This is a genomic window from Thioclava litoralis, from assembly GCF_045278885.1.
GTDB lineage: Bacteria > Pseudomonadota > Alphaproteobacteria > Rhodobacterales > Rhodobacteraceae > Thioclava > Thioclava litoralis.
Genome location: NZ_CP135443.1, coordinates 2,099,207 through 2,124,752, shown reverse-complemented (window position 1 = coordinate 2,124,752; position 25,546 = coordinate 2,099,207). Strand labels below are relative to the sequence as shown.

General features: G+C 61.9%; 25 protein-coding genes and 1 tRNA gene. 15 read left to right on the top strand and 11 right to left on the bottom strand.

The annotated features are described in order from the left end of the window. Positions 1 to 67: 67 nt before the first annotated feature. Together RPE78_RS10520 and RPE78_RS10515 are read right to left on the bottom strand one after the other, a co-directional pair. On the bottom strand, positions 68 to 1,345 hold the full coding sequence (locus RPE78_RS10520; protein ID WP_406720517.1) for a glycerate kinase: 1,278 nt from the start codon (positions 1,343 to 1,345) through the stop codon (positions 68 to 70). 51 nt (positions 1,346 to 1,396) lie between these two features. Next, positions 1,397 to 2,989 carry a bifunctional metallophosphatase/5'-nucleotidase gene (locus RPE78_RS10515; protein ID WP_406720516.1) on the bottom strand — a complete coding sequence of 531 codons (1,593 nt, stop codon included), beginning with the start codon at positions 2,987 to 2,989 and terminating at the stop codon, positions 1,397 to 1,399. A gap of 148 nt (positions 2,990 to 3,137) precedes the next feature. Here RPE78_RS10515 and RPE78_RS10510 point away from each other — a divergent pair, with 148 nt between their 5' ends. From RPE78_RS10510 to RPE78_RS10485, 6 genes are all read left to right on the top strand, one after another. Further along, positions 3,138 to 3,473 carry a DUF952 domain-containing protein gene (locus RPE78_RS10510; protein ID WP_339109426.1) on the top strand — a complete coding sequence of 112 codons (336 nt, stop codon included), beginning with the start codon at positions 3,138 to 3,140 and terminating at the stop codon, positions 3,471 to 3,473. Further along, on the top strand, positions 3,473 to 4,531 hold the full coding sequence (locus RPE78_RS10505) for a quinone-dependent dihydroorotate dehydrogenase (protein WP_339109425.1): 1,059 nt from the start codon (positions 3,473 to 3,475) through the stop codon (positions 4,529 to 4,531). Before RPE78_RS10510 ends, RPE78_RS10505 begins: the two co-directional genes overlap by 1 nt. After that, positions 4,522 to 4,857: an arsenate reductase (glutaredoxin) gene (gene arsC, locus RPE78_RS10500; protein ID WP_406720515.1), complete on the top strand. Its 336-nt coding sequence runs from the start codon at positions 4,522 to 4,524 to the stop codon at positions 4,855 to 4,857. The genes RPE78_RS10505 and arsC overlap by 10 nt, the downstream gene beginning before the upstream one ends. A 140-nt stretch (positions 4,858 to 4,997) precedes the next feature. Next, positions 4,998 to 6,035: a YeiH family protein gene (locus RPE78_RS10495; RefSeq protein WP_406720514.1), complete on the top strand. Its 1,038-nt coding sequence runs from the start codon at positions 4,998 to 5,000 to the stop codon at positions 6,033 to 6,035. A 21-nt stretch (positions 6,036 to 6,056) separates the two neighbouring features. Then, complete coding sequence (locus RPE78_RS10490; protein WP_406720513.1) at positions 6,057 to 6,926, top strand: LysR substrate-binding domain-containing protein; 870 nt, start codon at positions 6,057 to 6,059, stop codon at positions 6,924 to 6,926. A gap of 127 nt (positions 6,927 to 7,053) precedes the next feature. Continuing rightward, positions 7,054 to 8,664, top strand: a complete 1,611-nt coding sequence (locus RPE78_RS10485) for a glucan biosynthesis protein D (RefSeq protein WP_339109421.1) — start codon at positions 7,054 to 7,056, stop codon at positions 8,662 to 8,664. 111 nt (positions 8,665 to 8,775) lie between these two features. Here the strand turns inward: RPE78_RS10485 and RPE78_RS10480 are convergent, their stop codons facing one another. The 3 genes from RPE78_RS10480 to RPE78_RS10470 all read right to left on the bottom strand — a co-directional run bounded on the left by RPE78_RS10480 (position 8,776) and on the right by RPE78_RS10470 (position 10,648). Next, on the bottom strand, positions 8,776 to 9,213 hold the full coding sequence (locus tag RPE78_RS10480) for a GyrI-like domain-containing protein (protein ID WP_339109420.1): 438 nt from the start codon (positions 9,211 to 9,213) through the stop codon (positions 8,776 to 8,778). A gap of 71 nt (positions 9,214 to 9,284) precedes the next feature. Next, complete coding sequence (locus tag RPE78_RS10475; RefSeq protein WP_406720512.1) at positions 9,285 to 9,674, bottom strand: VOC family protein; 390 nt, start codon at positions 9,672 to 9,674, stop codon at positions 9,285 to 9,287. Then, entirely contained in the window at positions 9,671 to 10,648 is a 978-nt protein-coding gene (locus RPE78_RS10470; protein WP_406720511.1) for a DUF808 domain-containing protein, read from the bottom strand. Before RPE78_RS10470 ends, RPE78_RS10475 begins: the two co-directional genes overlap by 4 nt. A 228-nt stretch (positions 10,649 to 10,876) precedes the next feature. Between RPE78_RS10470 and cobS the strand changes: the two genes are divergently transcribed. Both cobS and RPE78_RS10460 read left to right on the top strand, forming a co-directional pair. Beyond that, a complete protein-coding gene (cobS, locus tag RPE78_RS10465; RefSeq protein ID WP_406720510.1) occupies positions 10,877 to 11,848 on the top strand; it encodes a cobaltochelatase subunit CobS in 972 nt (323 codons plus the stop codon). Positions 11,849 to 11,939: 91 nt separating this feature from the next. Then, positions 11,940 to 12,227, top strand: a complete 288-nt coding sequence (locus RPE78_RS10460; protein WP_406720509.1) for a hypothetical protein — start codon at positions 11,940 to 11,942, stop codon at positions 12,225 to 12,227. A gap of 147 nt (positions 12,228 to 12,374) precedes the next feature. Here the strand turns inward: RPE78_RS10460 and RPE78_RS10455 are convergent, their stop codons facing one another. Then, positions 12,375 to 12,953 carry an NADPH-dependent FMN reductase gene (locus RPE78_RS10455; RefSeq protein WP_406720508.1) on the bottom strand — a complete coding sequence of 193 codons (579 nt, stop codon included), beginning with the start codon at positions 12,951 to 12,953 and terminating at the stop codon, positions 12,375 to 12,377. 204 nt (positions 12,954 to 13,157) lie between these two features. Between RPE78_RS10455 and cobT the strand changes: the two genes are divergently transcribed. Together cobT and RPE78_RS10445 are read left to right on the top strand one after the other, a co-directional pair. After that, the gene (gene cobT / locus RPE78_RS10450) at positions 13,158 to 15,032 is read left to right on the top strand and encodes a cobaltochelatase subunit CobT (RefSeq protein WP_339109414.1); all 1,875 of its coding nucleotides are present in this window, start codon (positions 13,158 to 13,160) and stop codon (positions 15,030 to 15,032) included. Continuing rightward, entirely contained in the window at positions 15,032 to 16,831 is a 1,800-nt protein-coding gene (locus RPE78_RS10445; protein WP_406720507.1) for an aminopeptidase P family protein, read from the top strand. Before cobT ends, RPE78_RS10445 begins: the two co-directional genes overlap by 1 nt. 137 nt (positions 16,832 to 16,968) lie before the next feature. On the opposite strand, the gene RPE78_RS10440 is transcribed toward RPE78_RS10445, so the two are convergent. Then, positions 16,969 to 17,055 (bottom strand) — tRNA-Leu (locus RPE78_RS10440). 176 nt (positions 17,056 to 17,231) lie between these two features. On the opposite strand from RPE78_RS10440, the gene lipB reads away from it, so the two are divergent. The 3 genes from lipB (at position 17,232) to RPE78_RS10425 (ending at position 20,102) form a co-directional block, all read left to right on the top strand. Further along, positions 17,232 to 17,900 (top strand): lipoyl(octanoyl) transferase LipB, encoded by a 669-nt coding sequence (gene lipB, locus RPE78_RS10435; protein WP_339109412.1) that lies wholly within the window; start codon positions 17,232 to 17,234, stop codon positions 17,898 to 17,900. Between the two features lie 118 nt (positions 17,901 to 18,018). Next, complete coding sequence (locus tag RPE78_RS10430) at positions 18,019 to 18,429, top strand: cytochrome C (protein ID WP_339109411.1); 411 nt, start codon at positions 18,019 to 18,021, stop codon at positions 18,427 to 18,429. Positions 18,430 to 18,551: 122 nt separating this feature from the next. Beyond that, the gene (locus RPE78_RS10425) at positions 18,552 to 20,102 is read left to right on the top strand and encodes a cbb3-type cytochrome c oxidase subunit I (protein ID WP_406720506.1); all 1,551 of its coding nucleotides are present in this window, start codon (positions 18,552 to 18,554) and stop codon (positions 20,100 to 20,102) included. On the opposite strand, the gene RPE78_RS10420 is transcribed toward RPE78_RS10425, so the two are convergent. From RPE78_RS10420 to RPE78_RS10410, 3 genes are all read right to left on the bottom strand, one after another. Further along, complete coding sequence (locus RPE78_RS10420; protein WP_406720505.1) at positions 20,099 to 20,512, bottom strand: hypothetical protein; 414 nt, start codon at positions 20,510 to 20,512, stop codon at positions 20,099 to 20,101. The genes RPE78_RS10425 and RPE78_RS10420 overlap by 4 nt on opposite strands. 117 nt (positions 20,513 to 20,629) lie before the next feature. Then, on the bottom strand, positions 20,630 to 20,809 hold the full coding sequence (locus RPE78_RS10415) for a DUF3008 family protein (protein ID WP_339109408.1): 180 nt from the start codon (positions 20,807 to 20,809) through the stop codon (positions 20,630 to 20,632). Between the two features lie 160 nt (positions 20,810 to 20,969). Continuing rightward, the gene (locus RPE78_RS10410; RefSeq protein ID WP_339109407.1) at positions 20,970 to 21,431 is read right to left on the bottom strand and encodes a GatB/YqeY domain-containing protein; all 462 of its coding nucleotides are present in this window, start codon (positions 21,429 to 21,431) and stop codon (positions 20,970 to 20,972) included. 167 nt (positions 21,432 to 21,598) lie between these two features. On the opposite strand from RPE78_RS10410, the gene carA reads away from it, so the two are divergent. Both carA and RPE78_RS10400 read left to right on the top strand, forming a co-directional pair. Next, positions 21,599 to 22,750, top strand: a complete 1,152-nt coding sequence (gene carA / locus RPE78_RS10405) for a glutamine-hydrolyzing carbamoyl-phosphate synthase small subunit (RefSeq protein WP_339109406.1) — start codon at positions 21,599 to 21,601, stop codon at positions 22,748 to 22,750. Between the two features lie 130 nt (positions 22,751 to 22,880). Beyond that, positions 22,881 to 24,875, top strand: a complete 1,995-nt coding sequence (locus RPE78_RS10400; RefSeq protein ID WP_406720504.1) for a glycosyltransferase family 2 protein — start codon at positions 22,881 to 22,883, stop codon at positions 24,873 to 24,875. Here the strand turns inward: RPE78_RS10400 and RPE78_RS10395 are convergent, their stop codons facing one another. After that, a complete protein-coding gene (locus RPE78_RS10395; protein ID WP_339109404.1) occupies positions 24,876 to 25,514 on the bottom strand; it encodes a GntR family transcriptional regulator in 639 nt (212 codons plus the stop codon). Between the last annotated feature and the right edge of the window lie 32 nt (positions 25,515 to 25,546).

Sequence of the window (25,546 nt, the reverse complement as noted above, 5' to 3'; positions counted from 1 at the left end):
CCTTGCGTTATCCGGTATCGGTTTCCCGACCAACGCGGCGCTGCGCAAGCTGTTCCGAATTTTCCAACTAAAGGATCAGGATGGCGCGGAAATCATTGACATTGGTCAATGTCGGACCGGGCACCACCTGCTGCCCCAAACGCGCGAAGAAACCGTGACTGTCATGCTGCTCCAGCGCCTCGGAGGCGGACAGACCCAGACGATGCGCCAGCCCCACAGTTTCCGGCCCGATCCATGCGCCTGCAACCTCGTCCGAGCCATCCACCCCATCCGTATCGCAAGCCAGCGCCCAGATGCGCGGTGCCCCCGCGAGGGTCTGGCAGGCGGCCAGCACATATTCCGCATTCGGCCCTCCTTTCGCCTCCGCCGCCGCCCCACGCTGCGTCACGGTGCATTCGCCCCCCGATAGCAGCAACAAAGGGCGCGAGCGCGCCTCTTTGGCCGCGATCTCCAAGGCAAGGCGCGCATGCGCAGCCGCCAGCTCACGAGCCTCTCCTTCCAGCGCCTCGCCCAGAATGCGTACCTCCATCCCCTGCTGGCGTGCCAGATCGGCAGCGGCCTCTAGCGATTGTGCAGGGGCGGCAATCACCTCGGTCCGCGCCCGCGACAGACGGGGATCTTGCGGCGGCACGATCCCCGTCGTCCCGTGCAGGACCGCAAGCACCGAGGCCGGAAGCTCCAGCCCGAATTGCTGCGCAATGGACAGCGCCTCTTCGGCACGGGTGGCATCGCCCACGGTCGGGCCAGAGGCGATAAAGGCCGGATCATCGCCGGGCACATCCGAAATCAGCAAAGCCCGAAGCTGCGCCGGATAGGCCGCCGCCGCCAGTTGCCCGCCCTTGACCGCGCTCAGATGTTTGCGCAGCACATTCATCCGGTCAATGCTCGCCCCCGATGCCAGCAACATGGCATTGACCGCCTGTTTCTCGGCCAAGGTGATGTCTCCTGCAGGCGCACACAAAAGCGCCGAGCCACCACCGGAGATCAGCGCGATCACCGTGTCCTGCGCCCCCAGCCCCGCAAGCAGCTCCAGCATCCGGCGCGTGGCCGTGACCCCCGCCTGATCGGGTACGGGATGGGCGGCCTCGACGATCTCGATCCCTTTGGTCGGGCGCCCGTAGCCGTAGCGGGTGATCACCAGCCCCTCACACGGCCCCCAGACCGATTCTACCGCCTCCGCCATACGGGCAGAGGCTTTTCCCGCCCCGACAACCACCACCCGCCCCTCGGGCTTCGGACCCAAGGCGCGCGGAATACAGATCATCGGATCGGCAGCCGCCACCGCCGTTTTGAAAAGGCGGACCAAAAAGGCGGCAGGATCGGGCAGAATAGGCTCTCGGGACAAGGGGGACCTCCGGTCTGGACTGGGGGCCGCAGACAGCCCCCAAGCAAGCACTTATTTCACAACAGTTATACGGCTATCGGTGTAAGGCGTAACAGGTGTTCGCGCGGTCATATACTCGGCCAGCACATCCGCCAGATCGGGCCCGTAATCATAGGCATTCTCGGCACCGGTCTGGAACATGGCATAGCCGTCGCCGCCCGCCCGCAGATAGTTGTTGGTGACCACACCATAGCGCGCCTGCGGATCAAGCGGGACCCATGCCCCGTTCTGCGAGACCATCACATCGGAAATCCGCGCACCAACTGCTGCGCCGGGGGTCACCCGATAGGTCAGCCCCGCAACCTGCGCAAACCGGCCCGCCCCCTCTTCCATCTGGCTGGCCCCGTTTTCCAGTGCCGCCAGAATCACCGCCCCCTGTGTCTCGAAGGTCGAGAGCGTATTCTGGAACGGCAGGACCGTCAGCACATCGCCCATCGTCACATCCCCTGCAGGCAACGAGGCCCGCAGCCCGCCCCCGTTGGTCAGGGCAATATCGACGCCCTGATCCCTGACTCGCGCCAGCATGGCATCGGCCAGCAGGTCGCCCATCGGACACTCCTCGAAACGACAGATCTCGCGCGCGCCATCGATCGCTCCGTGCGCCTGCGCCACCACCTTGTTACGGATCTCGTCAAGGGGTTTGGCAAGCTCGGCAATACGGGCTTTGGCCGCCCCGTCTTCGGGCACCGAAGCATCCAGCAAAATCGGCTGCCCCTTGGCGGACAGCACAGTGCCCGCATCGTCAAAGGTCACCTCCAGATCACCCAGATATTTGCTATAGGCGAAGGCCTGCACGATCGCGGTCTTGCCGATCATCGTGGGATACGGCCCCTTGGCCCCCGCCATATTGCCCAATAGCGTATGGCTATGCCCCCCCACGATCACATCCACATCCGGCACGGCTTGCGCGATCTTCCGGTCGACCTCATAGCCCGAATGCGACAGCACGATGATCTTGTTGACGCCGCTGGCCTGCAATTTGGCCAGTTCGGCCTTCACGACCGGCACCGGATCAAGGAAGGTGATCGTCGGACCGGGGCTCGACAGTTCGGCATTGTCTTGCGGCGTCAGGCCGATAATGCCGATTTTCTCCCCTCCGACCTCCAGCACCGTCGAGCGCCTGACCACCCCCGACAGATCCGGCGACCGCGTTAGGTCGGCATTGGCCATCAGCACCGGAAAATCGAGCCTGTCGATAAAGGCGCGCAATGTCTCGGGCCCGTCATCGAATTCGTGATTGCCCACCGTCATCGCCTGATACCCCAACAGGGTCATGAACTCAGCCGCCGCCCGCCCTTTGTAATAGGTGTAAAACAGCGAGCCCTGAAACTGGTCACCGGCATCCAGCAGGATCGAATGCGCCGCCTTGGCGCGGGCCTGCCGGACCGCCGTGACCAGCCGCGCCGAGCCACCAAAACACTGCCCCTCGGCATCCTCCTCGGCAGAGCAGGTCGCGTCATATTTGTTGATCGGTTCGAAGCGCGCATGGAAATCATTGGTATGCAGCACATTCAGCGTAAACTCGGCACGCGCCATATCCGCCGCAAAAAGCCCCGCCACCAGCGCAAGCCCTGCCAAGGGGGCGTTTGAAATTCGGGTTGTCATGAAATTCCTCCGCTCAGATGCGTCCCAGTGATCCAGAATTTGACCAGTCTGTCAAAACTCTGTGTGACAGCCCCTGCCCGCAAGACGGATTCTTTCGGTTTTTCCGAAAGAGATTGATTATTTCCGCGTCATTGGGCATGTGAACGCCATGCTGATTTACAAGATCTTTCGCCCCGCCGAATGGCAGGCGCTTCAGGCGCAGGGCACCACATCGGGCGCGCCGGTCGATCTGGCCGACGGGTTTATCCATTTTTCCACGGCAGAGCAGATGCGCGAAACCGCGGCAAAGCACTTCGCCGGTGCCGGTGATCTGGTGCTGGCCAGCGTTGACGCCGATGCGTTGGGTGCGGCGCTCAGATGGGAGGTCTCGCGCGGCGGGGCGCTCTTCCCGCATCTCTACCGCGCGCTGGCCCTGCACGAGGTCCACGCCACCCATCCGCTTCCCCAAGGCCCCGAGGGCCATATCTTTCCGGAGACCCTGTGATGCCCCTGATCGAGTCCCTTGGCCTGCGCGCCCTGCATTACTTCAATCCGGAACGCGCGCATGGTCTGTCGATCCGCGCTCTGGCTGCTGGTCTGGTGCCGATGAAAGGCGTCTGGACAAGCCCGCGCATCGCCACCGAAATCGCCGGTCTTGCCCTGCCCAATCCGGTCGGACTGGCGGCAGGGTTCGACAAGAATGCCGAAGCGGTCGCCCCGCTGATGCGGGCGGGGTTCGGCTTTCTGGAAGTCGGGGCCGCCACGCCGCGCGCCCAGCCCGGAAACCCCAAACCGCGCCTGTTCCGCCTGACCGAGGACCGTGCCGTCATCAACCGCTTCGGCTTCAATAACGAAGGCATGGAACCCATCGCCCACCGCCTTGCGGGACGGCCTGCCGGCATTCCGGTGGGGCTTAATCTGGGGGCCAATAAGGACAGCGTGGATCGCGCGGCGGATTTTGCCAAGGTGCTGGCCCATGCCGGACCGTGGCTTGATTTTGCCACCGTCAATGTCTCGTCGCCCAATACGGAAAAGCTGCGCGACCTACAGGGCCCCGAGGCCTTGGGCGCGCTTCTGGCGGATGTGATCCGCACCCGTAACACATTGGCCCGCCCGATCCCGATCTTCCTCAAGATCGCGCCCGATCTGACCGATGACGAAATTATCGACATCGCGCAGGTGGCCCGCCACAGCGGTATCGACGCGATCATCGCCACCAACACAACCCTGTCGCGCGACGGGCTGCACAGTGCCCATGCCGCGGAAAAAGGCGGCATGTCCGGCGCGCCGCTTTTCGAGAAATCGACGCGGGTTCTGGCCAAACTCTCCCGCGCGACCGAAGGCCAGCTGCCATTGATCGGCGTGGGCGGCATTTCCTCCGGTGCGCAGGCCTATCAGAAGATTCTCGCAGGGGCCTCGGCGGTGCAGCTCTATTCGGCGCTCGTCTATCACGGGTTGTCGCTGGCCGACCGCATCGCCCATGAACTGGACGCGCTTCTTGCGGAAAACGGCTATGCCCATATTTCCGATGCCGTTGGCAAAGGGCGCGATCAATGGCTTTGATCTTGTGGCACAATCCGCGCTGCTCGAAATCACGTGAAACATTGGCCCTGTTACAGGCGCGGGGGATCACCCCCGAGCTGCGGCTCTATCTGAACGACCCGCCCAGTCGGGCGGAACTAGAGGCGCTTGTGGACAAGCTCGACCAGCCCGCCCGCGCCCTGATCCGCTGGAAAGAGGCCAAGGACAGCCTCGATGCAACAGCCAGCGCCGAGGAAATCCTCGACCATCTGGCCCGGACTCCGAAGCTGATCGAGCGACCGATCCTGATCCATGACACCGCCGCCCGTATCGGGCGCCCGCCCGAACGGGTGCTGGAGATCCTCTGACGCACCGGTTGCCCTGACAGCCCTTTCGGACCTGCGGGCACCCATTGTTCGACCCGATCGAATGAAACGTCCAATACGTTCAGTTGGACTTACAAAGGCCCTGCCGCCATCTTCGGGACACCGGATCAAAAAGGTGTCCCATGATAGCTCCCGCCCCCCGAACGCATATTCCCGCCCTTCTGCGCCGCCGCGTTTTGACCCTTCGCACGGCGCTCCCCGGCCTTGCGCTTTGTGCCGCCCTTGCGGCACTGGCCTTTGCCGCCCATCACCTTGCGGGGATTTCGGCGCTCTCGCCGCTTATTCTGGCCATCCTGCTGGGCATGGCGTTGAATACCATGCACCCTCTGCCGCCCTGTTTCGCCCCGGGGATCGCCTTCAGCCTGCGCTATGTCCTGCGGGGCGGCATCGTACTTTTGGGCCTGCAACTGACATTCGGGCAGGTGCTCTCGGTCGGAGTGAGCGGTCTGGCCCTCATCCTCGTGACCCTGCTGGCCACCTTCGCCTTCACCCGCTGGCTGGGGCGGCGCATGGGGCTTCCGGCGGGGCTGACCGATCTGATCGCGGCAGGCAGCTCCATCTGCGGGGCCTCCGCCGTGATCGCCGCCAATACCGTGACGCGCGCCCGTGACGAGGATGTCGCCTATGCGATTGCCTGTGTGACGATCTTCGGCTCGGCCTCGATGGCGCTGATGCCGCTGGCGGCACCGCTGCTGTCGCTGGGGCCAAAAGCCTATGGCCTCTGGACGGGGGCCTCTATCCACGAAGTCGCGCAGGTGGTGGCTGCCGCGTTCCAGCAAGGAGATCAGGCGGGACATTTCGGCACCATCGCCAAACTCACCCGCGTGATGATGCTGGCCCCGATGGTGCTGCTTCTGGGCCTGTCCTCCCGCAACCGCCCGAAAAAGGGCGAAAGCCTTGGCCGTGCGCCCCTGCCGTGGTTTGTCTTCGGCTTCATCGCGATGGTCGGGCTTGCATCGACAGGGCTGGTGCCCGCCCCTATGCGCGATACCAGCACGACCCTGACCCAGATCCTGCTGACCGTGGCTCTGGCGGCTATGGGCCTGTCCACCGACCTGCGCAAGCTTGTCGCGGCGGGCCTCCGCCCCGCTATTCTAGGGGCGGCGGCTTGGGTCTTCATCTCCGGCCTCAGCCTGCTATTGGTATGTCTGACGCAGTAACTCCGCGCAAAGGCGGCCCTGATGACCCTAGACCAGCTTCGTATCTTTCTGGCGGTGGCCGAGCGCGAACATGTCACCCGTGCCGCCGAAGCCCTGCATCTGACGCCCAGTGCGACAAGCGCCGCGATCTCGGCGCTCGAACAGCGCCACGGTGTCCGGCTGTTCGACCGGATCGGACGCCGGATCGTCCTGAGCGATGCGGGGCGCAGCTTCCGCACCGAGGCGCGCAAGCTGCTGGCGCAGGCCGAGCAGGCGGAACGGATGCTGGAAGATCTCGCCGGTCTGACCCGCGGACATTTGCGCATCGCGGCCAGTCAGACTGTCGCCAATTACTGGCTACCCCCTGTTCTGGCGCGCTACCGGCAAAGCTATCCCGGCATCGAGTTGCAGCTGCGGATCGGCAATTCCGAAGAGGCCGCGCAAAAGGTGCATGAGCTGGAGGCCGATCTGGCGGTGATCGAGGACCGCTGCCATGATGACCTTCTGGAGGTCCACCCGCTGGCCAGCGACCATATGAAACTGGTGCGCGCGGCCGGAGTGGCCAGCCTGCCATTCGATCCAGCGACACAAAGCTGGGTGCTGCGCGAACCGGGGTCGGGAACCCGCGCGATCTTCGACCACTGGCTTGCCGCACAGGGACTGGCCGCAGGCGACCTGCCCCCTGTGCTGGAACTGCCCTCCAACGAAGCCGTGCGCGCGGCGGTCGAGGCCGGTGCTGGGGCTAGCATCCTTTCCGAACTGGTGGTCGCCCATTCGCTTGAAAGCGGACGGCTGAGCGTGCTGGAGGCGACCCTGCCGCAGCGCCCCTTCTCGCTGCTGCGCCACCGCGAACGTCCCTTTACCCGTGCCGAAGCCGCCTTTCTGGCGCTTGCCAAAGCCGCAGGGGGCTAAAAATCCGCTTACTCGACATAAAAACTCGAGTTTTTCAGCATCTTCCTGCCCATTCACGGGATCTTCTGTTGCGCTTTGCCACAATCCCCGCACTTATCTGGAATTAGCACGATATCCGGAGCATTTGATGACAGATTCTCACCCCTCCCGCCGTCAGGTCCTTGCCTCCGCCCTCGGAACCGGCGCCTTCTTCCTGCTGCCGCAAATGGCGCGCGCCCAAGCCGACGAGATCGCGCATGGCATGCCTTTGGGCCAAGCGGAGCCGTTCTCGTTCGACATGCTGCGCGACATGGCCCGCACGCTGGCCAACGGCCCCTATAATGCGATGAAAGTCGCCGATCCCGAGATCATCCAGCAGATCGATTACGACGCCCACGGCGCGATCAAATTCCGCAAGGATCACGCGCTTTGGGGCAATGGCGACGACTACCCCGTGCATTTCTTCTTTCCGGGCCGGTATTTCCCCGATCCGGTGCATATCTACGCCGTGAATGGCGGGATGGCGCGCGAGGTGCCGTTCTCGAAAAACTATTTCGATATTCCCGCCGACAGCCCCGCCCAGAACCTGCATGGGACCGAAGGCTTTGCAGGGTTTTCGGTGCAGGACCGCAAACATAATGCCGACTGGATGGCCTTTCTGGGGGCGTCTTACTGGCGGACTGCGGGCTATTCGGGCCAGTTCGGGCTGTCGGTGCGCGGGCTGGCGCTGGATACGGCTGTGGCCGAAGGGCCGGAGGAATTTCCGCGCTTCACCCGCTTCTGGCTGGAAGAACCCGAAGATGGCAGCTTTGTCACCTATGCGCTTTTGGAAAGCCCGCGCGCGACCGGTGCCTATAAGATCGTTTCGCGTCTGGGCGGCGGCGTGGTGCAGGATGTCTCGGCAGATATCTTCCTGCGCGGCGATGTGAACCGGCTTGGCATCGCGCCGCTGACCTCGATGTACTGGTTTGGCAAGCATGACCGGCAGGTATCCCCCGACTGGCGCCCCGAGGTCCATGACAGCGACGGGCTGGAGATCCATACCGGCACCGGCGAAAAGATCTGGCGTCCGCTGAACAATCCGCCACGGGTGATGGCGAACAGCTTCCACTCGCCCAATGTCAAAGGCTTCGGCCTTGCGCAGCGCGAGCGTGACTTCAAACAATATCAAGATGATGGCGTTTTCTATGAAAAACGCGCCACCGCCTGGATCGAGCCGAAAGAGGGCTGGGGCGAAGGGGCCGTGACCCTGATCGAGATCCCCACCGATGACGAAACGATGGACAATATCGTGGCCTTCTGGACTCCCTCCGACCCGTCCGCGACAGGCTCGGAATTCAGCGTGAACTATCGGCTGAGCTGGGTGAAGGATGTGCCGGTGCCGCGCCAGAAAGCGCAGTTTACCGCGATCCGTATCGGCACGGGCGGCATTCCGGGGCAGGACCGTCCGGCCAACACCGTGAAGATCGTTTGCGATCTCGACAGCACCGGCCTTCAGGGGCTGAGCCGTGCGGACGGGCTGGAGCCGGTTGTTACCGCCTCGGTGGGCACGACCTCTCTTACAAGCGCCTTCCCCGTTGTCGGGGCCGATTACTGGCGCGCGATCTTCGATCTGGATTTTTCGGCCGTGGCCACGGACAATAACGATCCGATCGATATCCGCATGTATCTGGACCATAAAGGCGATGCGATGAGCGAAACGCTGATCTTGCAGCTTTTCCCCTCGCAGCTGCGCGAGCTACTGGCCAGCCACGGCTAAGCACCGGACACCAAGGGAGGCCATTGGCCTCCCTTTTTTCGCTTTCCCATGCGCCAAAGCTGCCCGCTGGTTCTTTCCCTTGCGGGCTTGCCTCAGAGCCGAGCGCAGAGCCTAGGCGCTTAGGCCAAGATAGACGGTTATCTTCGTCGGGTCCTGCGTATCATAGAGATCGAAATCCGCCTGAAACGCGCGCGGGATGTCCTTTTGCCAGATGGATTGCCATTGCGCGATCAGGCTTTGGGGCTGCGGCCCTTGGGTGGGCAGAACCTCATATTTCTGCGCAGGCACCTGCGCGCTATGAAAGCCCTCGGGAATGGCTGTGCCCTGCGGCACGCGGTAGCCGAGGGTCACCCGATAGGGGTCGAGAAACCCTCCGCTATAGTCATGATAGACGCTGTAAAGCTCGGCAGAGGCCGCCTCTCCCAAAGCGCCCCTGACATCTTGTGACTGAAACCGCGCCCAAAGCGCGCCAATCTTCACGGGGTCTGTGTTCTGGACAATCTCCGAAAGGCCGATGACCTCGAAGGCCTCTGATGTCTGGATGGTCATATATTCCTCATTGAAATTCTTGGGCGAAATACCGCAAGGAACACATGACCGGTCAGGATTGGCAAGGAGAATTACGTCTCGTAAAGCTCTAGCGGCAGGCCATCGGGGTCTTGGAAAAAGGTGAAACGGGCGTTGGTCAGCGCATCCACGCGGATCGGCTCGACCTCCACCCCATGATGCGCAAGCCTTGCGCACCACGCATCGATATCGCCCACCGCAAAGGCCAGATGCCGCAGCCCCTGCGCCTCAGGACGGGTCGGGCGCTTGGGGGCATTCGGGAAGGTGAAGAGTTCGATCTGCACCCCCCCCGCCATCTCCAGATCCAGTTTCCAGCTGTCGCGCGCCGCGCGATAGGTTTCCGCGATCACCTTCAGCCCGAGCACCTCTGTGTAAAAGTGCTTGGAGCTTTGGTAATCCGAAGCGATGATCGCCACATGATGCGGGCGCAGCGCCTGTGTCATGCCGCCTCTTTCTTGGCAAACATCCCGAGGACCGGCGAGATCACGAATGTCACGACAGGAATCAGCACGAAGCCGAACAGTACCCCGAAGATTCCGTCACAGAAGGCGGTAACCGCCCAGCCAAGCGCGGGCTTCCACGCCTCGCCCACCTTCGCCGCGACCGCTTCGGACTGATGGTGGATCCAGTCATAGGGCGCCCCGAAGCCGAGTTCGGCCAGACCATGCAGGATGATATTGCCCCCCACCCAGATCATCGCAGCGGTGCCCACGATCATCAGGATCTTCATGAAAAGCGGCATGAAATGCACGATCGCGCGGCCAAAGGCGCGTGTGGCCGCAAGCCTGGCATTTTCCGCCAGCCACAGCCCCACATCATCGGCTTTCACGATAATCGCGACACCCCCATAGACCACCGCCGTGATCCCGATACCGACAATCGCCAGCGTCAGGGCCTCGATCCATAGCGCATCCCCTTCCGGCAAGGCGGAAAGCGCGATGGTCATGATCTCTGCCGAGAGGATGAAATCGGTTTTTACCGCACCTCTGACCTTTTTCTCCTCAAGCAGGGCCGCGTTCTCTTTGGCCTTGGGGGCCGCGTCTTCTGCCGGATGGGCGGCGGCGGGGTGCAGCACATGCCACACTTTCTCGGCCCCTTCGAAACACAGATAGGCCCCGCCCAGCATCAGAAGCGGCGTAATGGCCCAAGGCGCGAAGCTGGACAGCAGCAGCGCCAATGGCAGCAGGAAGACCAGCTTGTTGCGGATCGACCCCAGCGCGATCTTGCCCACAATGGGCAATTCACGGGCAGCGGCAAAACCATGCACATATTTGGGCGTGACCGCCGCATCATCAATCACCGCCCCCGCCGCTTTGGCCCCGGCCTTGGCTGCCTGCCCTGCCACATCATCGACCGAAGCCGCCGCGATCTTGGCGATTCCCGCCACATCATCCAAAAGCGCCAGAAGGCCGCTCATACCAATCTCCGTTCACAATTTTCGCATGTTTGCGCACGCGCGTGCGGGATATGCGTCCTGCAGGCTACTTGCTCCGTCTTGCAGGCGCAACGCACCATCCCCCGATTGCGGTTCCCCAAATGGCCGCTTGCCCTTGCAGCGCCCCGCGATATGCTCCACAACTCGGTCAGACACGCCCTGCGTCCGATTTCGATGACGGCTGCGGCGACCAAGAGAAAGGTGCCCGAAATGCTCGATATGAATGCAAAACCCACCGAAGAGATCGATGTCCGCGAGTTCTTCGGCATTGACAGTGATATGAAGGTCAAGGGATTTGCCGAGCGCACCGAACGCGTGCCGGAAATCGACCCGACCTATAAGTTCGACCGCGACACCACGCTGGCGATTCTGGCGGGGTTTGCCTATAACCGCCGGGTGATGATCCAGGGCTATCACGGCACCGGCAAATCCACCCATATCGAACAGATCGCCGCGCGCCTGAACTGGCCCTGTGTGCGGGTGAACCTCGACAGCCATGTCAGCCGGATCGACCTGATCGGGAAGGACGCGATCAAGCTGGTGGATGGCAAGCAGGTCACCGTCTTCCATGAAGGCATCCTGCCGTGGTCGCTGCGCAACCCCACCGCGATCATCTTCGACGAATATGACGCAGGCCGCGCCGATGTGATGTTCGTGATCCAGCGTGTGCTGGAAGCCGAGGGCAAGCTGACCCTTCTGGACCAGAACGAGGTGATCACCCCGAACCCCTATTTCCGCCTGTTTGCGACCGCGAACACCGTGGGTCTGGGCGATACCACCGGCCTCTATCACGGCACCCAGCAGATCAACCAGGGCCAGATGGACCGCTGGTCGCTGGTGGCCACGCTGAACTATCTCAGCCATGATGCCGAAGCCGCCATCGTGCTGGCGAAGAACCCCAACTACAATAACGAGGCAGGTCGCAAGGTCATCAGCCAGATGGTGCATGTGGCCGACCTGACGCGTACGGCCTTCATGAACGGCGATCTGTCCACCGTCATGAGCCCGCGGACCGTCATCGCATGGGCGCAGAATGCACGCATCTTCAACGATGTGGGCTATGCCTTCCGCCTGACCTTCCTCAACAAATGTGACGAGCTTGAACGTCAGACCGTGGCCGAGTTCTACCAGCGCCTGTTTGACGAGGAACTGCCCGAAAGCGCGGCCTCCATCGCGATGTGATCACGCGATCCAGTCGAATAAAGTGAAGGCCGGGACGCATTCCCGGCCTTTTCTTTACGATTTGGAAAGCAAAAACGGCGAGGCTGTGCCTATGATGCTAAGCCCCTCTCGCCTTGCCCTTCTTTTCTGCACAACCGGCCTTCTGATGGCCTGCGAGCCAAACTATTCGGCGCGCGATGCCTTGCTGGAATGCCGCACGCTCTATGCCGAGGCAGACCGGTTGACGGATGCCAATCTGGCCTCCGAAGCCCTGATGGGCTATCGCGGGCCGCATGTACCCTCAATGACGGCCATATTGGTGCCGCAAAAGGCGCAGAAGCCACGCAAGGTCGAGGATTGCGATGACATCCTCATCCTTGACCGGCGCCTGCCGGAGTAAGGCCGCCGACCGAAGTAGGGCCGCCGACCGAAGTAGGGCCGCCCCCATAAAAACGGGCCCCCGAAAAACCGGAGGCCCCTTCCGGCCTACACAATAAAAGCGACAGACCTGCCGCCGCAAATTATGGCTCTGGAAAGCGCGCGAAGCTTACGCCTTGAGCGCGGGCTTTGTCAGATTGCCCCAGAACTCCATATCGCCCAGCAGCTCGTCCAGCGTGGGATCGATATGTTCGGGGAAGGCTTTCGGGTCGCGCTCGGTCATATTGGCAAAGAAATCCGCGCCCGCGATATGCACCGCCCCGCGCACCGGCACCATGCCGAAATTGATGGCGATCACCCGCAGATGCTCGGCGGCGCGCATCGCCCCCGAGGGACCATAGCCCACAATCCCCAGCGGTTTGCGACGCCAGCCGGTATAAGCGTAATCGAACGCATTTTTCAGCACACCGGGGATCGAGTGGTTATATTCCGGCGTCACCACGATAAACCCGTCATAGCTTTTCAGCAGATCATTCCATTTGCCCTTGGCCCCTTCGGAGGGTTCGGCATAGGCGGGCGCCATCGCCTCTTCGAAATGCGGCAGGACATGATCGCGCAGATCGATCACATCGAATTTGAAAGCCGAACGGCTGGCGGTTTTGTCCATGAACCATTCCGTCACCACATCGGCAAAGCGGCCTTCGCGCGTGGTGCCGACGATAACGCCAATTTTAAGCGGTTCTGTCATGGGGGTCTCCTTCGCTTCTGCACAGGGCAACCGGTCTGCTGCCCGTTTGGCCTCAAGGTACAGTGCAGAAATGTGGCGACAACCCCCAGTTTGGTGCAAAGCTGCACGAAGCGTCTGCACAGCCCGCCTTGGCCCGTCTGGCGGGACAGCCGAACACGCGGATCCCCTCTTGCGAAGGCACGGGCGTGGTGCTTTATCTTGGGCATGAGCAAGCCCATCGATAACCCCGCCGATCCGTTTAAAAAAGCCCTCGCCGAGGCGACCAAAACTATGGCCGACCGGCCGGAGTTGACGGTCAGCTATACGGTCGATCCGTCCGGCTCGACAGGCGATACGATGCGCCTGCCGCAGGTCTCGCGGCGGATGACGCGCGACGAGGTTCTGCTGGCGCGCGGCACCGCCGACCAGCTGGCGCTGCGTCTGCGCCACCATGATGCGGGCACCCACGGGCGGTATCGTCCCGCAGGCGATATGGCCGCCGCGCTTTATGAAGAAATGGAATATGCCCGTTGCGAGGCTCTGGGCGCGCGCGACATGCCGGGCACGCTGTCGAATATCGATGTGAAGATCGCCCACGAGGCCGCACGCAAGGGCTATGCCCAGATCCGCAATCAGGCCGAGGCCCCCCTGCCGGTGGCGGCGGGCTATATGATCCGCGAAATGGCCACGGGCCGCAAACTGCCCGAAGGGGCAGAGCATGTGCTCGACCTGTGGCGCCCGTTCATGGAACAGCAGGGCATCAATCTCGAGCGTCTGCAGGATGTGCTCTCCGACCAGACGGCATTCGCCAAATTCTCGCGGCAGTTGATCTCCGATCTGGGCTATGGCGACCAGCTGGGCGATGACCCCGATGACGAGATGGGCGATGACGGGGAGGATGCCGAAGAGGCCGCCCCCGAGAATGATCGCGGCGAGATGGAAGAGCAGGAGCAACAGGAGCAGGAAGAGGCCGATGCCTCTCCCGAGCGCGCGCAGGAACAGACGCAGGACCAGCAGCAGGCCGCCACCTCGACCGAGGAACTGGCTGACCCTGCCGATGGCGACGAGGTCGAGATGCCCGACCCCGAGGCCGCGATGGAGCCGCCTCCGCCGCCTGCCGCCTCGGATGCCGACCCCAATTACACCGTCTTCCGCACGGAATTCGACGAAGAGATCATGGCGGAAGAGCTGGCCGAGGTGGCTGAACTCGAACGTCTGCGCGCCTATCTTGACCAGCAGCTTGAACCGCTGAAGGGCGCCGTGTCGCGGCTGGCCAACAAACTTCAGCGCCGGCTGCAGGCGCAGCAGAACCGGTCGTGGGAATTCGACCGCGAGGAAGGCATGCTGGATGCGGGCCGCTTGGCGCGGGTTGTGGCCAACCCCACCACGCCCCTGTCCTTCAAAATCGAACATGACACCGAATTCCGCGATACGGTGGTGACGCTGCTTCTGGACAACTCGGGGTCGATGCGTGGGCGTCCGATCTCGATTGCGGCGATCTGTGCCGATGTTCTGGCGCGCACGCTGGAGCGCTGCAATGTGAAGGTCGAGATTCTGGGCTTTACCACCCGTGCGTGGAAGGGCGGCCAAAGCCGTGAGGAATGGCTCAATGCGGGGCGTCCGCAGCAACCGGGCCGTCTGAACGACCTGCGCCATATCATCTACAAACGCGCCGATACGCCGTGGCGGCGCGCGCGGCCCAATCTGGGTCTGATGATGAAAGAGGGCCTGCTGAAGGAAAACATCGACGGCGAGGCGCTGGAATGGGCACACCGCCGGATCACCAAACGCTCGGAAGCGCGCAAGATCCTGATGGTGATTTCCGATGGCGCGCCTGTGGATGATTCCACTTTGTCGGTGAACCCCGCGAATTTCCTCGACAAGCACCTGCATGATGTGATCGCCATGATCGAGAAACGCCGTGCGGTGGAATTGCTGGCCATCGGCATCGGCCATGATGTGACCAAATATTACAACCGCGCTGTGAAGATCTCGGATGCCGAGGAACTGGCGGGCGCCATGACCGAACAACTGGCGGGCCTCTTTGATGCCGACCCGCGCAAACGCGCCCGTGTGCTGGGCATGCGGAGAGCCGGCTGATGTTTCAGGATTTCTCGGTCAAGACGAACCCCGAAACCGGCGCGCCCCGTCTGGCCGCCCTGCGCGAGGTTCTGGCCAAGCGCGGGCTGGCGGGCTTTATCGTGCCGCGCGCCGATATCCATCAGGGCGAATATGTGGCTGACCGCGATGCGCGGCTGGGCTGGCTGACGGGGTTTACCGGCTCGGCGGGCTTTTGCGTGGTGCTGCCGGAAGTGGCGGGGGTGTTCATCGACGGGCGCTACCGCGTGCAGGTGCGCTCCGAGGTGGATCTGGCAGCCTATACGCCGGTCAACTGGCCGCAGACGCAGGCGGGCCCCTGGATTGCCGAGAATCTGCCCGATGGGCAGATCGGTTTTGACCCTTGGCTGCACACCCATAGCGAGATCGAGGCGATCCGAGCCGCGCTGGCCAAGACCGCTGTCACACTGGTGCCCTGCGACAACCCGATCGACGAGATCTGGACGGACCGCCCTGCCCCGCCGCTTGCGCCCGCCCGTCTGCATCCGCCGGAACTTGCCGGCGAGGCTTCGGCGTCGAAACGCGCCCGACTGGCCTCCGCTCTGCACGGAGATAGTGCCGCCGTGCTGACCCAGCCGGATTCCATCTGCTGGCTGCTGAATATCCGTGGCGATGACATTGCCCGCAACCCGCTGGTACAAAGCCTCGCCATTCTTCATGCCGATGGCTCGGTCGATCTGTTCGCCGAGGGCGCGAAGTTTTCACCCGATCTTCTAGAGGCCTTGGGGTCGGATGTGAACCTGTGCCCGCCCGAGAGTTTTGGCGCAGGGCTTTGCGCGCTTTCGGGTTCGGTTCTGGTGGATCCGGCAAGTGCGCCCTATGCGGTGGGTCCGATCCTGTCGGAGGCAGGCGCCACGCCGCATTATGCGACCGACCCCTGTGTGCTGCCCAAGGCGCGCAAGAATGCCGCCGAAGTGGAGGGCATGAAAGAGGCTCATCACCGCGATGCCTGCGCGATGGCCGAGTTTCTGGCCTGGCTGGATGCCGAGGCCCCGAAGGGCGAGCTGACCGAGATTTCGGTGGTGACCGCGCTTGAGGGCTTTCGCCGCGCGACCAATGCGCTGACCGAGATCAGCTTTGACACGATCTGCGGCGCGGGCCCTGACGGGGCGATTGTCCATTACCGCGTCACCGAAAAGACCGACCGTCCCATAAATGCGGGCGAATTGCTTTTGGTGGATTCGGGCGGGCAATATGTGGATGGCACTACCGACATCACCCGCACCGTCGCGATTGGCCCCGTGCCCGAAGAGGCCCGCGCGCCCTATACCCGAGTGCTACAGGGGATGATCGCGCTGTCGATGGCGCAATGGCCCAAGGGCGTGGCTGGCAGCCATCTGGACGCGCTGGCGCGGATGCCGCTATGGCGGGCCGGTCAGGATTACGACCACGGCACGGGGCATGGCGTGGGGGCGGCGCTTTGTGTCCATGAGGGGCCGGTGCGGATTTCGCGCGCCTCGACCCTGCCGATTGAAGAGGGCATGATCCTGTCGAACGAGCCGGGCTACTACCGTGACGGCGCCTTCGGTATCCGTATCGAGAATCTGGTGCTTGCTGTTGCGGCAGACAAAGGCCCCGAGGCCGATTCCCAGCGCGAGATGCTGCATTTCGAGACGCTGACATGGGTGCCCATCGACACCCGTCCGGTGCTGGTTGAACTGCTCAGCCAAGCCGAACGCGACTGGCTAAACCATTACCACGCGACCTGTCTGGCCGAGATCGGGCCGCATGTCTCTGCCCCCACGGCTGAGTGGATGGAACAGGCTTGCGCGCCAATCTAGCCTGACACAGCGCGGCCCAAGGGCCGCGTTTTTCATGCCGCATGGGGTTGGAAACTCTGGAAACTCGAAAGCCCGAAAAACTCCAAGACCCCAAAAGCAAAAAGCCCCGCTAGGGGCTTTGCTCTCCATCCGGAGAATGGTGCGGTCGAGAAGACTCGAACTTCCACGGGAGTTACCCCACAGCGACCTCAACGCTGCGCGTCTACCAATTCCGCCACGACCGCACTGTCTCTGGCTTGGTGAGGGCTATCTAGCGGCTGTCTGCGAGCTTGAAAAGAGGAAAAATGCGTTTGCCGGATTTTTTCTTTGATCCCTGCGCGATGGGCCTTTTGCGCAAGGCGTTCTGCCCTTGCATCCAAGGCCCGAAAGCGCGACATCAGGGGAAATATCGGAGGATGCCATGGTCGAATGGATTCACGCAGATCAGCCCGTTCCCTATGAAGAGGCCCTTGCCTTCATGGAAGCGCGGGTCGCCGCGATTCATGCCGGTGAGGCAGAGGAAGCGATCTGGCTTCTCGAGCACCCGCCCCTTTATACGGCAGGCACATCCGCGCAGCGGAAAGATCTGGTGGACCCCGACCGCTTTCCGGTTTTCGAGGCAGGACGTGGCGGGCAATATACCTATCACGGGCCGGGCCAACGCATCGCCTATGTCATGCTGGACCTTAACAAACGCGGGCGCGACGTGCGCGGCTTTGTCAAGAAGCTGGAAGACTGGGTGATCTCGGCGCTGGCGGATTTCAACGTCAAGGGCGAGATTCGCGAAGGCCGGGTCGGCGTCTGGGTCGAGCGCCCCGACCGCCCGCGCGGCATCGACGGCGCGCTGGCCGAGGACAAGATCGCCGCCATCGGGGTCAAGCTGCGCAAATGGGTCAGCTTTCACGGCATCTCGATCAATGTCGAACCCGATCTGGAGCATTTTACCGGAATCGTGCCCTGCGGGATCAAGGATCACGGGGTGACCAGCCTTGTCGATCTGGGGCTGCCGGTGGAAATGGGCGATCTGGACGCCGCGCTCATGGCCCATTTCAACGAGATTTTCGACGAAAGTCCTGTGGAGCAGGACTAAAATCCCGTAACAGCCTTTTTACAGGCATGATACAGTCGCCCCAAGCGCATTTGGGCCTGCGGGAGGCAGGTCCGGATCGGTTCGGGAAAGAACCACCTGTTCGAACGAGGAAATAGCGATGAAGATTAGCCTGTTTGCCACACTCACCGCAGTCACCCTTGCCGCCCCTGCTTTCGCGCAGGATGCCGCCAAAGGCGAAAAAGAGTTCCGTGCCTGCAAAGCCTGCCACGCCATCGTGGCCCCCGACGGCACAGCCATCGTCAAGGGGGGCAAGGTCGGCCCCAACCTCTATGGCGTGATCGGACGTCAGGTGGGCAGCCTTGAAGGGTTCAAATACAAGGATTCGATCAAGGCCGTCGGCGCGACCGGCGCTGTCTGGACCAAGGAAGAGCTCGAAGCCTATATCACCGACCCCAATGCTTGGCTCGAAGAGAAAACCGGCGACAAGGCCGCGCGTTCGGGCATGACCTTCAAAGCCAAGAAAGGTCAGGGCGATATTGCCGCCTATCTGGAATCCGTGGCCAAATAAGCCCGCCACAGAGATGTCAGCCGATGAACATGCCCGCCAGCCTTTGGCGGGCATTTCCTTTGGCAGGGATTGATTGTATGCGGGGCGCGATCCGGCCCCGCACGGCCCAGAGGAGAGACGCCATGCCCCGACCCGATGCCAGCAGCCTGCCCGCGACAGATGGCCAGAAGGGCACGCAGACCGGCGGATCAAGCGACCACAAGACGATCGGTCTGCTCTATCTGGTGACTGCGGCTCTTGTCGGGCTGATTTCGGTGGTGGTGACCGTTTATATGCGGCTCGAGCTAATGGAACCGGGCGTGCAATATCTGTGCGCCGAGGGCGCGCGGCTCTGGCCGACGCAGGCCCCCTGTTCCGCCAATAGCGCGCTTTGGGATGTGCTGACCGCCTCGCATGGGGTGCTGATGATGTTCTTTGTCGCCATCCCGGGCCTTTTTGCCGGTTTCGGCTCCTATCTCTTGCCGCTGCATCTGCGCGCACCCGAACTGGCGTTCCCGCGCCTGAACCGCAGCGCCTACCAGCTATATGTTCTGGCCTGCATCATGGGCATCGGCGCGCTGTTTTCGGCCCATACCGTGCCGGTGGCCATTGCGGCGCTGTTCGTGATGGGGATCTCGACGATCCTGACCGCGATCAACATGATTACCAGCTTTCTCAATATGCGCGGCCCCGGCGTGACGCTGCATGACGCATCGCCTTTTGCATGGTCGATCCTTGTGACAGCCGCCCTCGTGCTGTGCACGCTGCCCGTGCTGGCCGGAGCAATAACCATGATGCTCGACCCGAGCTACCGGCATGCGATCCACGAGGATGACCCCGAATTCTACCGGCAGATCCTGTGGTTCTTCAGCCATCCCGAGATCTACATCATCATTCTACCGGGCTTCGGGATTATCTCGCAGATCATCTCCACCTTCTCGGGGCGCCCGCTTTACGCCCAGAAAGTCACGATTTATGCGATGCTGGCCATCGGCCTGCTCGGTTTTGCCACATGGGCGCATTACATGTTCACCCGTGGGCTGATGGCAGGCGAGGATAGCGGCTTCACACTGGCCGCCACCATTGTCGGCCTGCCAACACTGGTCATCCTGTTTTCATGGATCATGACACTGGCGCAGGCGCGCCCGCCTTGGCGGACCCCGCTTCTCTGGGCGCTTGGCTTCATCTTCCTCTTTGTCATGGGCGGGCTGAGCGGGCTGCTGATCAGCGGCGCTCCGGTCGATATCAACCATGCGGGCACCTATTTCGTGGTCGCGCATTCGCATTATGTCATGAGCCTCGGGGCGATTTTCGCCCTTTTCGGCGGCCTCTATTTCTGGATCGGAAAAATGTCGGGCCGCAACTATCCGGAATGGGCCGGACAACTGCATTTCTGGCTGATGTTTCTGGGAACGAACCTGACATTCTTCCCGCAGCAAATCCTGGGCCAAGAGGGCATGCCCCGCCGCATTCTGGATTATCCGGACCAGTTCGCCCTGCTCAACCAGCTCTCGTCGATCGGGGCGTTCCTTTCGTTCTTTTCCTTCTTGCTGTTCCTGGGCATCATCCTGTGGACGGTTCTGGCAGGGCGGCGCGTCCCTGCTGCCATGCAGGAGGGCGTGCAGGAGGGCATGACCGCTGAATGGACGCTCCCCTCTCCGCCGCCGCCGCATAACTTCGAACGGCCGGTTTAAGAGCTGCTCCGGTTCGGCCCGACCGGCAGACATCTATATTGGCGTTCCACTTCCAATGCCGCCGAACGTGCCCAGCGGTCTGATGTGCCGTTCACGGTTGCCTCCAATGTCGCCGCATCCGATACGCCAGAATCCAGAACCGAAACCAGTGTTTTGGCGAATGTCGGCCCGTAAGAAGCCATCTTGTGCTCATAGGCCAGATGCGCCTTCTGCCCGCGCGATCTTGTATCGGCCTCGGTTGCGCCTCGCGCACAGGCATAGGTGAACGCACCGCCCGATTGGCTGGCAAAAGACAGGAACTCGCGCTCCGGCATTGCCTGTTTGACCTGCCCGAGCGACGTGTTACAGCCCGAAACGATCAGCCCTGCCAGACAGAGAATTCCGGTTTTCAGATGTCCAAAGCCGGTCATAGCACCCCATATCTCGTAATGAACAAAGACATGGATGTGGGCAGCGCGCGCGCCGAAGGCAAATCACGGCTTCGAAAGTCACCTTTCGCTTTGTGGATTTCCGCCCATTACGACGCTCTAGATATCGGACATCCCCCGCACCGAGACGGATTGCGCCATCTCTTCCAGCTCGCCCAATGTCAGTTGGTCATACATATCGCGTGAAATACCGCGCAGGTCATGAACCTGACGCTGACCACGCCGTGCCGCCAAGGCAGCCGATGCCGCTCGCGCATGCGAAACAGAGAGCTTTTCCATTCTTCACCCCTTTCGGATTCCGATTAAAGAATGCCAATGAAAGGATTAAAGATGCGTTCCCGCTCAACCGCAAGGATAGGCCATTTCTTGCCGGACACAGGTCGCCAGCGCATAAAAAATGGCGGCCAGGCCGCCATCTTTCGCTATGCCCTGTCACGTCTCAGATCGAAAGGCGATCTTTGACACGCGGACCGACAGAGGCGAAATCCATCTGGCCGGTATATTTTTCTTTCAGAACCGCCATCACACGGCCCATGTCGCGGATCGACTGCGCATCAATCGCGGCAATCGCGGCATCGATCGCCGCCTTGACCTCGTCATCGGTCAACTGGCGCGGCAGGAACGTTTCCAATATCTTGATCTCGGACAGTTCCTGCTCGGCCAGTTCCAACCGCCCGCCCTCTTCATAGGCCCGCGCGCTTTCATGGCGTTGCTTCACCATCTTGCCGAGAATCTGCATGACATCGCTGTCGTTGATCTCATGTTCTTCATTGCTGCCCCGCATCGCAATTTCACGATCCTTGATGGCCGCATTCACCAGACGGAGCGTCGAAAGCCGCCCCTGATCCTTCTCGCGCATGGCCTCTTTCAAGGCTGCGTTGATTTTTGCGCGCATATCCACGGTGAAACCCCTCGTTAATGGAAGAGCATAGGATACTCCGTCTCCGGCCAAGGCACAACATCACTAAACCTCTGTATTTGTTGGAAATAATGTTTTCAATATCGGGCCTTGACCATTGCCGCCTACCCTCGTAGGTTCCGGCAGATTTTGCCCCGGGGAGTCGCGCCATGCCTGCAAGCCACCAGTCATCCGAAAAACCCACCGCGCTGATCGCGCTGGCGGACGGACAATTGTTCTACGGGAAAGGCTTCGGTGCCACCGGCGAGACCGTCGCGGAACTGGTGTTCAACACCGCCATGACCGGTTATCAAGAAATCATGACCGACCCTTCTTACGCCGGTCAGGTCGTTACCTTTACTTTCCCGCATGTCGGCAATGTGGGGGTGAACCCCGAAGATGACGAAACCCAAGATCCGGTTGCTGCCGGTATGGTCGTCAAATGGGACCCCACCGAGCCGTCAAGCTGGCGCGCCACCTCGAACCTTGTCGAATGGCTCGAAAAGCGCAACCGCATCGGCGTGGGCGGCATCGATACCCGCCGCCTGACCCGTGCGATTCGCCAGCTCGGCGCCCCGAATGTGGCGATTGCCCATAACCCGAACGGTGAATTCGACATTGAAGCGCTGATCAAAAAGGCCCGCGAGTGGTCCGGTCTGGTCGGTCTGGATCTGGCCAAGGATGTGACTTGTGCACAATCCTATCGCTGGAACGAAATGCGTTGGGCATGGCCCGACGGCTACAAGCCGCGCAGCGAAGAAGGCAAGAAAGTGGTTGCCATCGATTTCGGCGCCAAGCGCAATATCCTGCGCTGCCTCGCCTCGGCCGGGGCCGATGTAACGGTGCTTCCGGCGACGGCGACGGCAGAAGACGTTCTGGCGCTCAACCCCGATGGTGTCTTCCTGTCGAACGGACCGGGCGACCCTGCTGCGACCGGCAAATATGCCGTGCCGATGATTCAGGAAATCCTGAAAAAGGATCTGCCGGTATTCGGAATTTGCCTTGGTCACCAGATGCTTGCACTTGCTTTGGGTGCCAAGACCATCAAGATGAACCACGGCCATCACGGCGCGAACCACCCCGTGAAAGACCTGACCACCAACAAGGTCGAGATCACCTCGATGAACCACGGTTTCGCTGTGGACAGCCAGACGCTGCCTGCCGGCGTGAAGGAAACCCATGTGTCGCTGTTCGACGGGTCGAATTGCGGGATTGCAATGGAAGACCGTCCGGTCTTCTCCGTGCAATACCACCCCGAAGCCAGCCCGGGTCCGATGGACAGCTACTATCTGTTCGACCGCTTCATCGCCGCGATGAAATAATTCCCACAGAGTTATCCACAGCTTCTGGGGCGCCTTCTGGAAACAGAAAGCGCCCTTTTTATTTGTAGTTAACGATTGATTCAACTTTTGGGCGAAATCTTGTCACCAGTTTTAGCCTGGGGGCGAAATTATGGAGACGACCTTGCACGGCCAGAAGGCCGTCACTTCGGACAACCTGTCCGATCTCAGACTGTTGCGACCGGCCCAGAAGCGCCGCGTACCGCCGCCAAGGCGGGCACGGGTGGGCCGCGCGCCGCTGGGGCAGATCCTTGTCGATCTGGGCTATCTCAGCCCGGGCGACCTGCTGAAAGCCGTCTCGCTACGGGGGCGCGAGGATGCACGGCTTGGCGATATCCTGATCGCGCATGGCTGGATCACGGAGACCCAGCTGATGCACGCGCTTGCCCAGCAATGGGGCGCCAGCCCGATTGATCTGACGCGCGACTCACCAGATCCGCGCCTGATTGACGCGCTCGGGGCGGAATTCTGCTGCACCAAAGTCATCGCTCCGATACGGCGCGTCGGCGGGGTGACGCTTTTGGCCTGCGCCCATCCCGACCTCTTTGCCAGCATCCAGAAAGATCTGCCCAAGGAATACGGCCCCTATCGCATGGCCATCGCGACCGAACGCGCCATTACCGACAGTCTTCTGGCCCGCCGCAAGACACAGATGATTCGTCGGGCGGAATCCCGCGTTGCCTCCGTGATGAGCTGCCGCGAACGCGATGAACGCCGTGCGGCAACCTGGCTGTTCGGCGTGTTGTTTGCGGGCGCATTGGGGCTGACATTGATGCCTCTGGCTGTCTTCGCGCTGCTCTCGGGCTGGGCCATCCTGACCTTGGTTCTGACTTCCGCCCTGAAGCTCTGGGCAGGCATCACGCAGGCACGGAGCGCGCGCTACATGCCCCAGACCACGCCTGCTCCTGCCGCCCGCCTCCCGGTGATTTCCATCATGGTCCCGATGTTCCGCGAGCCCGATATTGCCGCGCGACTGGTGGCGCGCATGTCGCGGCTGCATTATCCGCGCGAGCTGCTCGATATGCTGCTTGTCGTCGAGGAAGACGATCATGTGACCCGCGATGCACTGGCCAAGGCCGATCTGCCGCGCTGGATGCGGGTTCTGCCCGTGCCCGACGGGCCCATCCGCACAAAACCCCGCGCGCTCAATTATGCGCTGAATTTCTGCCGTGGTAGCATTATCGGTGTCTATGATGCCGAAGATGCGCCCCATCCCGACCAGCTGCACATGATTGCGCGCCGCTTTGCCAAAGCGCCGCCGGAAGTCGTCTGCCTGCAGGGCATTCTCGATTATTACAACCCGCGCACGAACTGGCTGTCACGCTGTTTTACCATCGAATATGCGACATGGTTCCGCATGGTCCTGCCCGGTATTGCCAAGCTTGGCTTTGTGGTCCCCTTGGGCGGCACAACCCTGTTTTTCCGGCGCAAGGTGCTGGAAGAGCTTGGCTGCTGGGATGCGCATAACGTGACCGAGGATGCCGATCTCGGGGTGCGTCTGGCCCGCAAGGGATATCGCACCGAACTGGTGCCGACCGTCACGCAGGAAGAAGCGAATTGCCGCATGGTGCCGTGGGTCAAACAACGTTCGCGCTGGCTGAAGGGCTATGCGATCACCTGGGCCGTCCATATGCGCTCGCCCCGCAAGCTGATGGAAGATCTCGGGCCACGCAGGTTCTGGGCGTTTCAGGTGATGTTCTTCGGCTCGCTTTCGCAATACGTGCTGGCCCCGCTGCTATGGAGCTTCTGGCTGATGGTCTTCGGCTTGCCCCATCCCGTCCAGAGCCTGCTTTCGGACACCCAGATCACCCTGCTTGTGGCCGTTTTCGTCACCGCAGAGCTTCTCAATATCTGTCTTGCGGCGTGGGCGGTCCGCGGCGAAAGCCACCGGTTTCTGATCCCTTGGGTGCCCAGCATGCATCTGTATTTTCCGCTGGGAGCGATTGCAGGATGGAAAGCGATCTATGAACTGGTCCAGAAGCCTTTCTACTGGGACAAGACCACGCATGGAATCTTCGACCTGCATATCACCCTGCCCGCCAGCCAGACGGAACAGGTGCCGATTGCCGCCCCGCCACGGCCCCAACGGGCGCCCTGGATCAGTTGATCACTGCGGCTGCCCGCCATGAGCACGCGCATCGCTTTTGAGGCGGGTCACGAAGGCCTCCGAGATATGTGCGCGCAACGCGGCCCCTGCCTCGTCCTCGTCACCTGCCGCAATCGCATCGACAATCCGCTGGTGTTCGGCAAGCGCGATCTCGCCACGGCCCTCCGCCGCAAGCGAGGTCGTCGCCAGCAGCGCCATCGACCGATGCACAAGATCCAGCTGTTGCACCAGATAGCGGTTATGCGAGGCCAGATGGATCTGCCGGTGGAACCGCTTATTGGCGCGGCTGAGCGCGATCGGATCTCCGAGTTTCTGATGGTCTTCCTCGATCATCGCCTGCATCACGCGCACTTCCTCGGGGGCCGCATGCCGCGCCGCCAGCCGTGCCGCCAGCGCCTCGAGTTCGGCACGCACGGTATAGAGTTCCGCCAACTGGTTATGGTCGAGCGACGCGACAATCAGCGAGCGTCCGTCACGCGCCAGCATGGATTGCGTCTCGAGGCGTTGCAGCGCCTCACGCACCGGCGTGCGCGACACCCCCAGCCTCTCGGCCAGTTCGGATTCAACAAGACGGTCACCGGGTTTATAGGTTCCGGCATCAATCGCTTCGAGGATCAGCGTATAGGCGTCTTTTTGCATGGTCCCTCTCGCCTGTCAGGCTCGCATTTTGC

Bases quoted from the DNA above. Each gene is read 5' to 3' on its own strand.
- RPE78_RS10515 (WP_406720516.1), bottom strand. From the start codon at position 2,989: ATGACAACCCGAATTTCAAACGCCCCCTTGGCAGGGCTTGCGCTGGTG.
- RPE78_RS10510 (WP_339109426.1), top strand. From the start codon at position 3,138: ATGCTGATTTACAAGATCTTTCGCCCCGCCGAATGGCAGGCGCTTCAG.
- RPE78_RS10505 (WP_339109425.1), top strand. From the start codon at position 3,473: ATGCCCCTGATCGAGTCCCTTGGCCTGCGCGCCCTGCATTACTTCAAT.
- arsC (WP_406720515.1), top strand. From the start codon at position 4,522: ATGGCTTTGATCTTGTGGCACAATCCGCGCTGCTCGAAATCACGTGAA.
- RPE78_RS10495 (WP_406720514.1), top strand. From the start codon at position 4,998: ATGATAGCTCCCGCCCCCCGAACGCATATTCCCGCCCTTCTGCGCCGC.
- RPE78_RS10490 (WP_406720513.1), top strand. From the start codon at position 6,057: ATGACCCTAGACCAGCTTCGTATCTTTCTGGCGGTGGCCGAGCGCGAA.
- RPE78_RS10485 (WP_339109421.1), top strand. From the start codon at position 7,054: ATGACAGATTCTCACCCCTCCCGCCGTCAGGTCCTTGCCTCCGCCCTC.
- RPE78_RS10480 (WP_339109420.1), bottom strand. From the start codon at position 9,213: ATGACCATCCAGACATCAGAGGCCTTCGAGGTCATCGGCCTTTCGGAG.
- RPE78_RS10475 (WP_406720512.1), bottom strand. From the start codon at position 9,674: ATGACACAGGCGCTGCGCCCGCATCATGTGGCGATCATCGCTTCGGAT.
- RPE78_RS10470 (WP_406720511.1), bottom strand. From the start codon at position 10,648: ATGAGCGGCCTTCTGGCGCTTTTGGATGATGTGGCGGGAATCGCCAAG.
- cobS (WP_406720510.1), top strand. From the start codon at position 10,877: ATGCTCGATATGAATGCAAAACCCACCGAAGAGATCGATGTCCGCGAG.
- RPE78_RS10460 (WP_406720509.1), top strand. From the start codon at position 11,940: ATGATGCTAAGCCCCTCTCGCCTTGCCCTTCTTTTCTGCACAACCGGC.
- RPE78_RS10455 (WP_406720508.1), bottom strand. From the start codon at position 12,953: ATGACAGAACCGCTTAAAATTGGCGTTATCGTCGGCACCACGCGCGAA.
- cobT (WP_339109414.1), top strand. From the start codon at position 13,158: ATGAGCAAGCCCATCGATAACCCCGCCGATCCGTTTAAAAAAGCCCTC.
- RPE78_RS10445 (WP_406720507.1), top strand. From the start codon at position 15,032: ATGTTTCAGGATTTCTCGGTCAAGACGAACCCCGAAACCGGCGCGCCC.
- lipB (WP_339109412.1), top strand. From the start codon at position 17,232: ATGGTCGAATGGATTCACGCAGATCAGCCCGTTCCCTATGAAGAGGCC.
- RPE78_RS10430 (WP_339109411.1), top strand. From the start codon at position 18,019: ATGAAGATTAGCCTGTTTGCCACACTCACCGCAGTCACCCTTGCCGCC.
- RPE78_RS10425 (WP_406720506.1), top strand. From the start codon at position 18,552: ATGCCCCGACCCGATGCCAGCAGCCTGCCCGCGACAGATGGCCAGAAG.
- RPE78_RS10420 (WP_406720505.1), bottom strand. From the start codon at position 20,512: ATGACCGGCTTTGGACATCTGAAAACCGGAATTCTCTGTCTGGCAGGG.
- RPE78_RS10415 (WP_339109408.1), bottom strand. From the start codon at position 20,809: ATGGAAAAGCTCTCTGTTTCGCATGCGCGAGCGGCATCGGCTGCCTTG.
- carA (WP_339109406.1), top strand. From the start codon at position 21,599: ATGCCTGCAAGCCACCAGTCATCCGAAAAACCCACCGCGCTGATCGCG.
- RPE78_RS10400 (WP_406720504.1), top strand. From the start codon at position 22,881: ATGGAGACGACCTTGCACGGCCAGAAGGCCGTCACTTCGGACAACCTG.
- RPE78_RS10395 (WP_339109404.1), bottom strand. From the start codon at position 25,514: ATGCAAAAAGACGCCTATACGCTGATCCTCGAAGCGATTGATGCCGGA.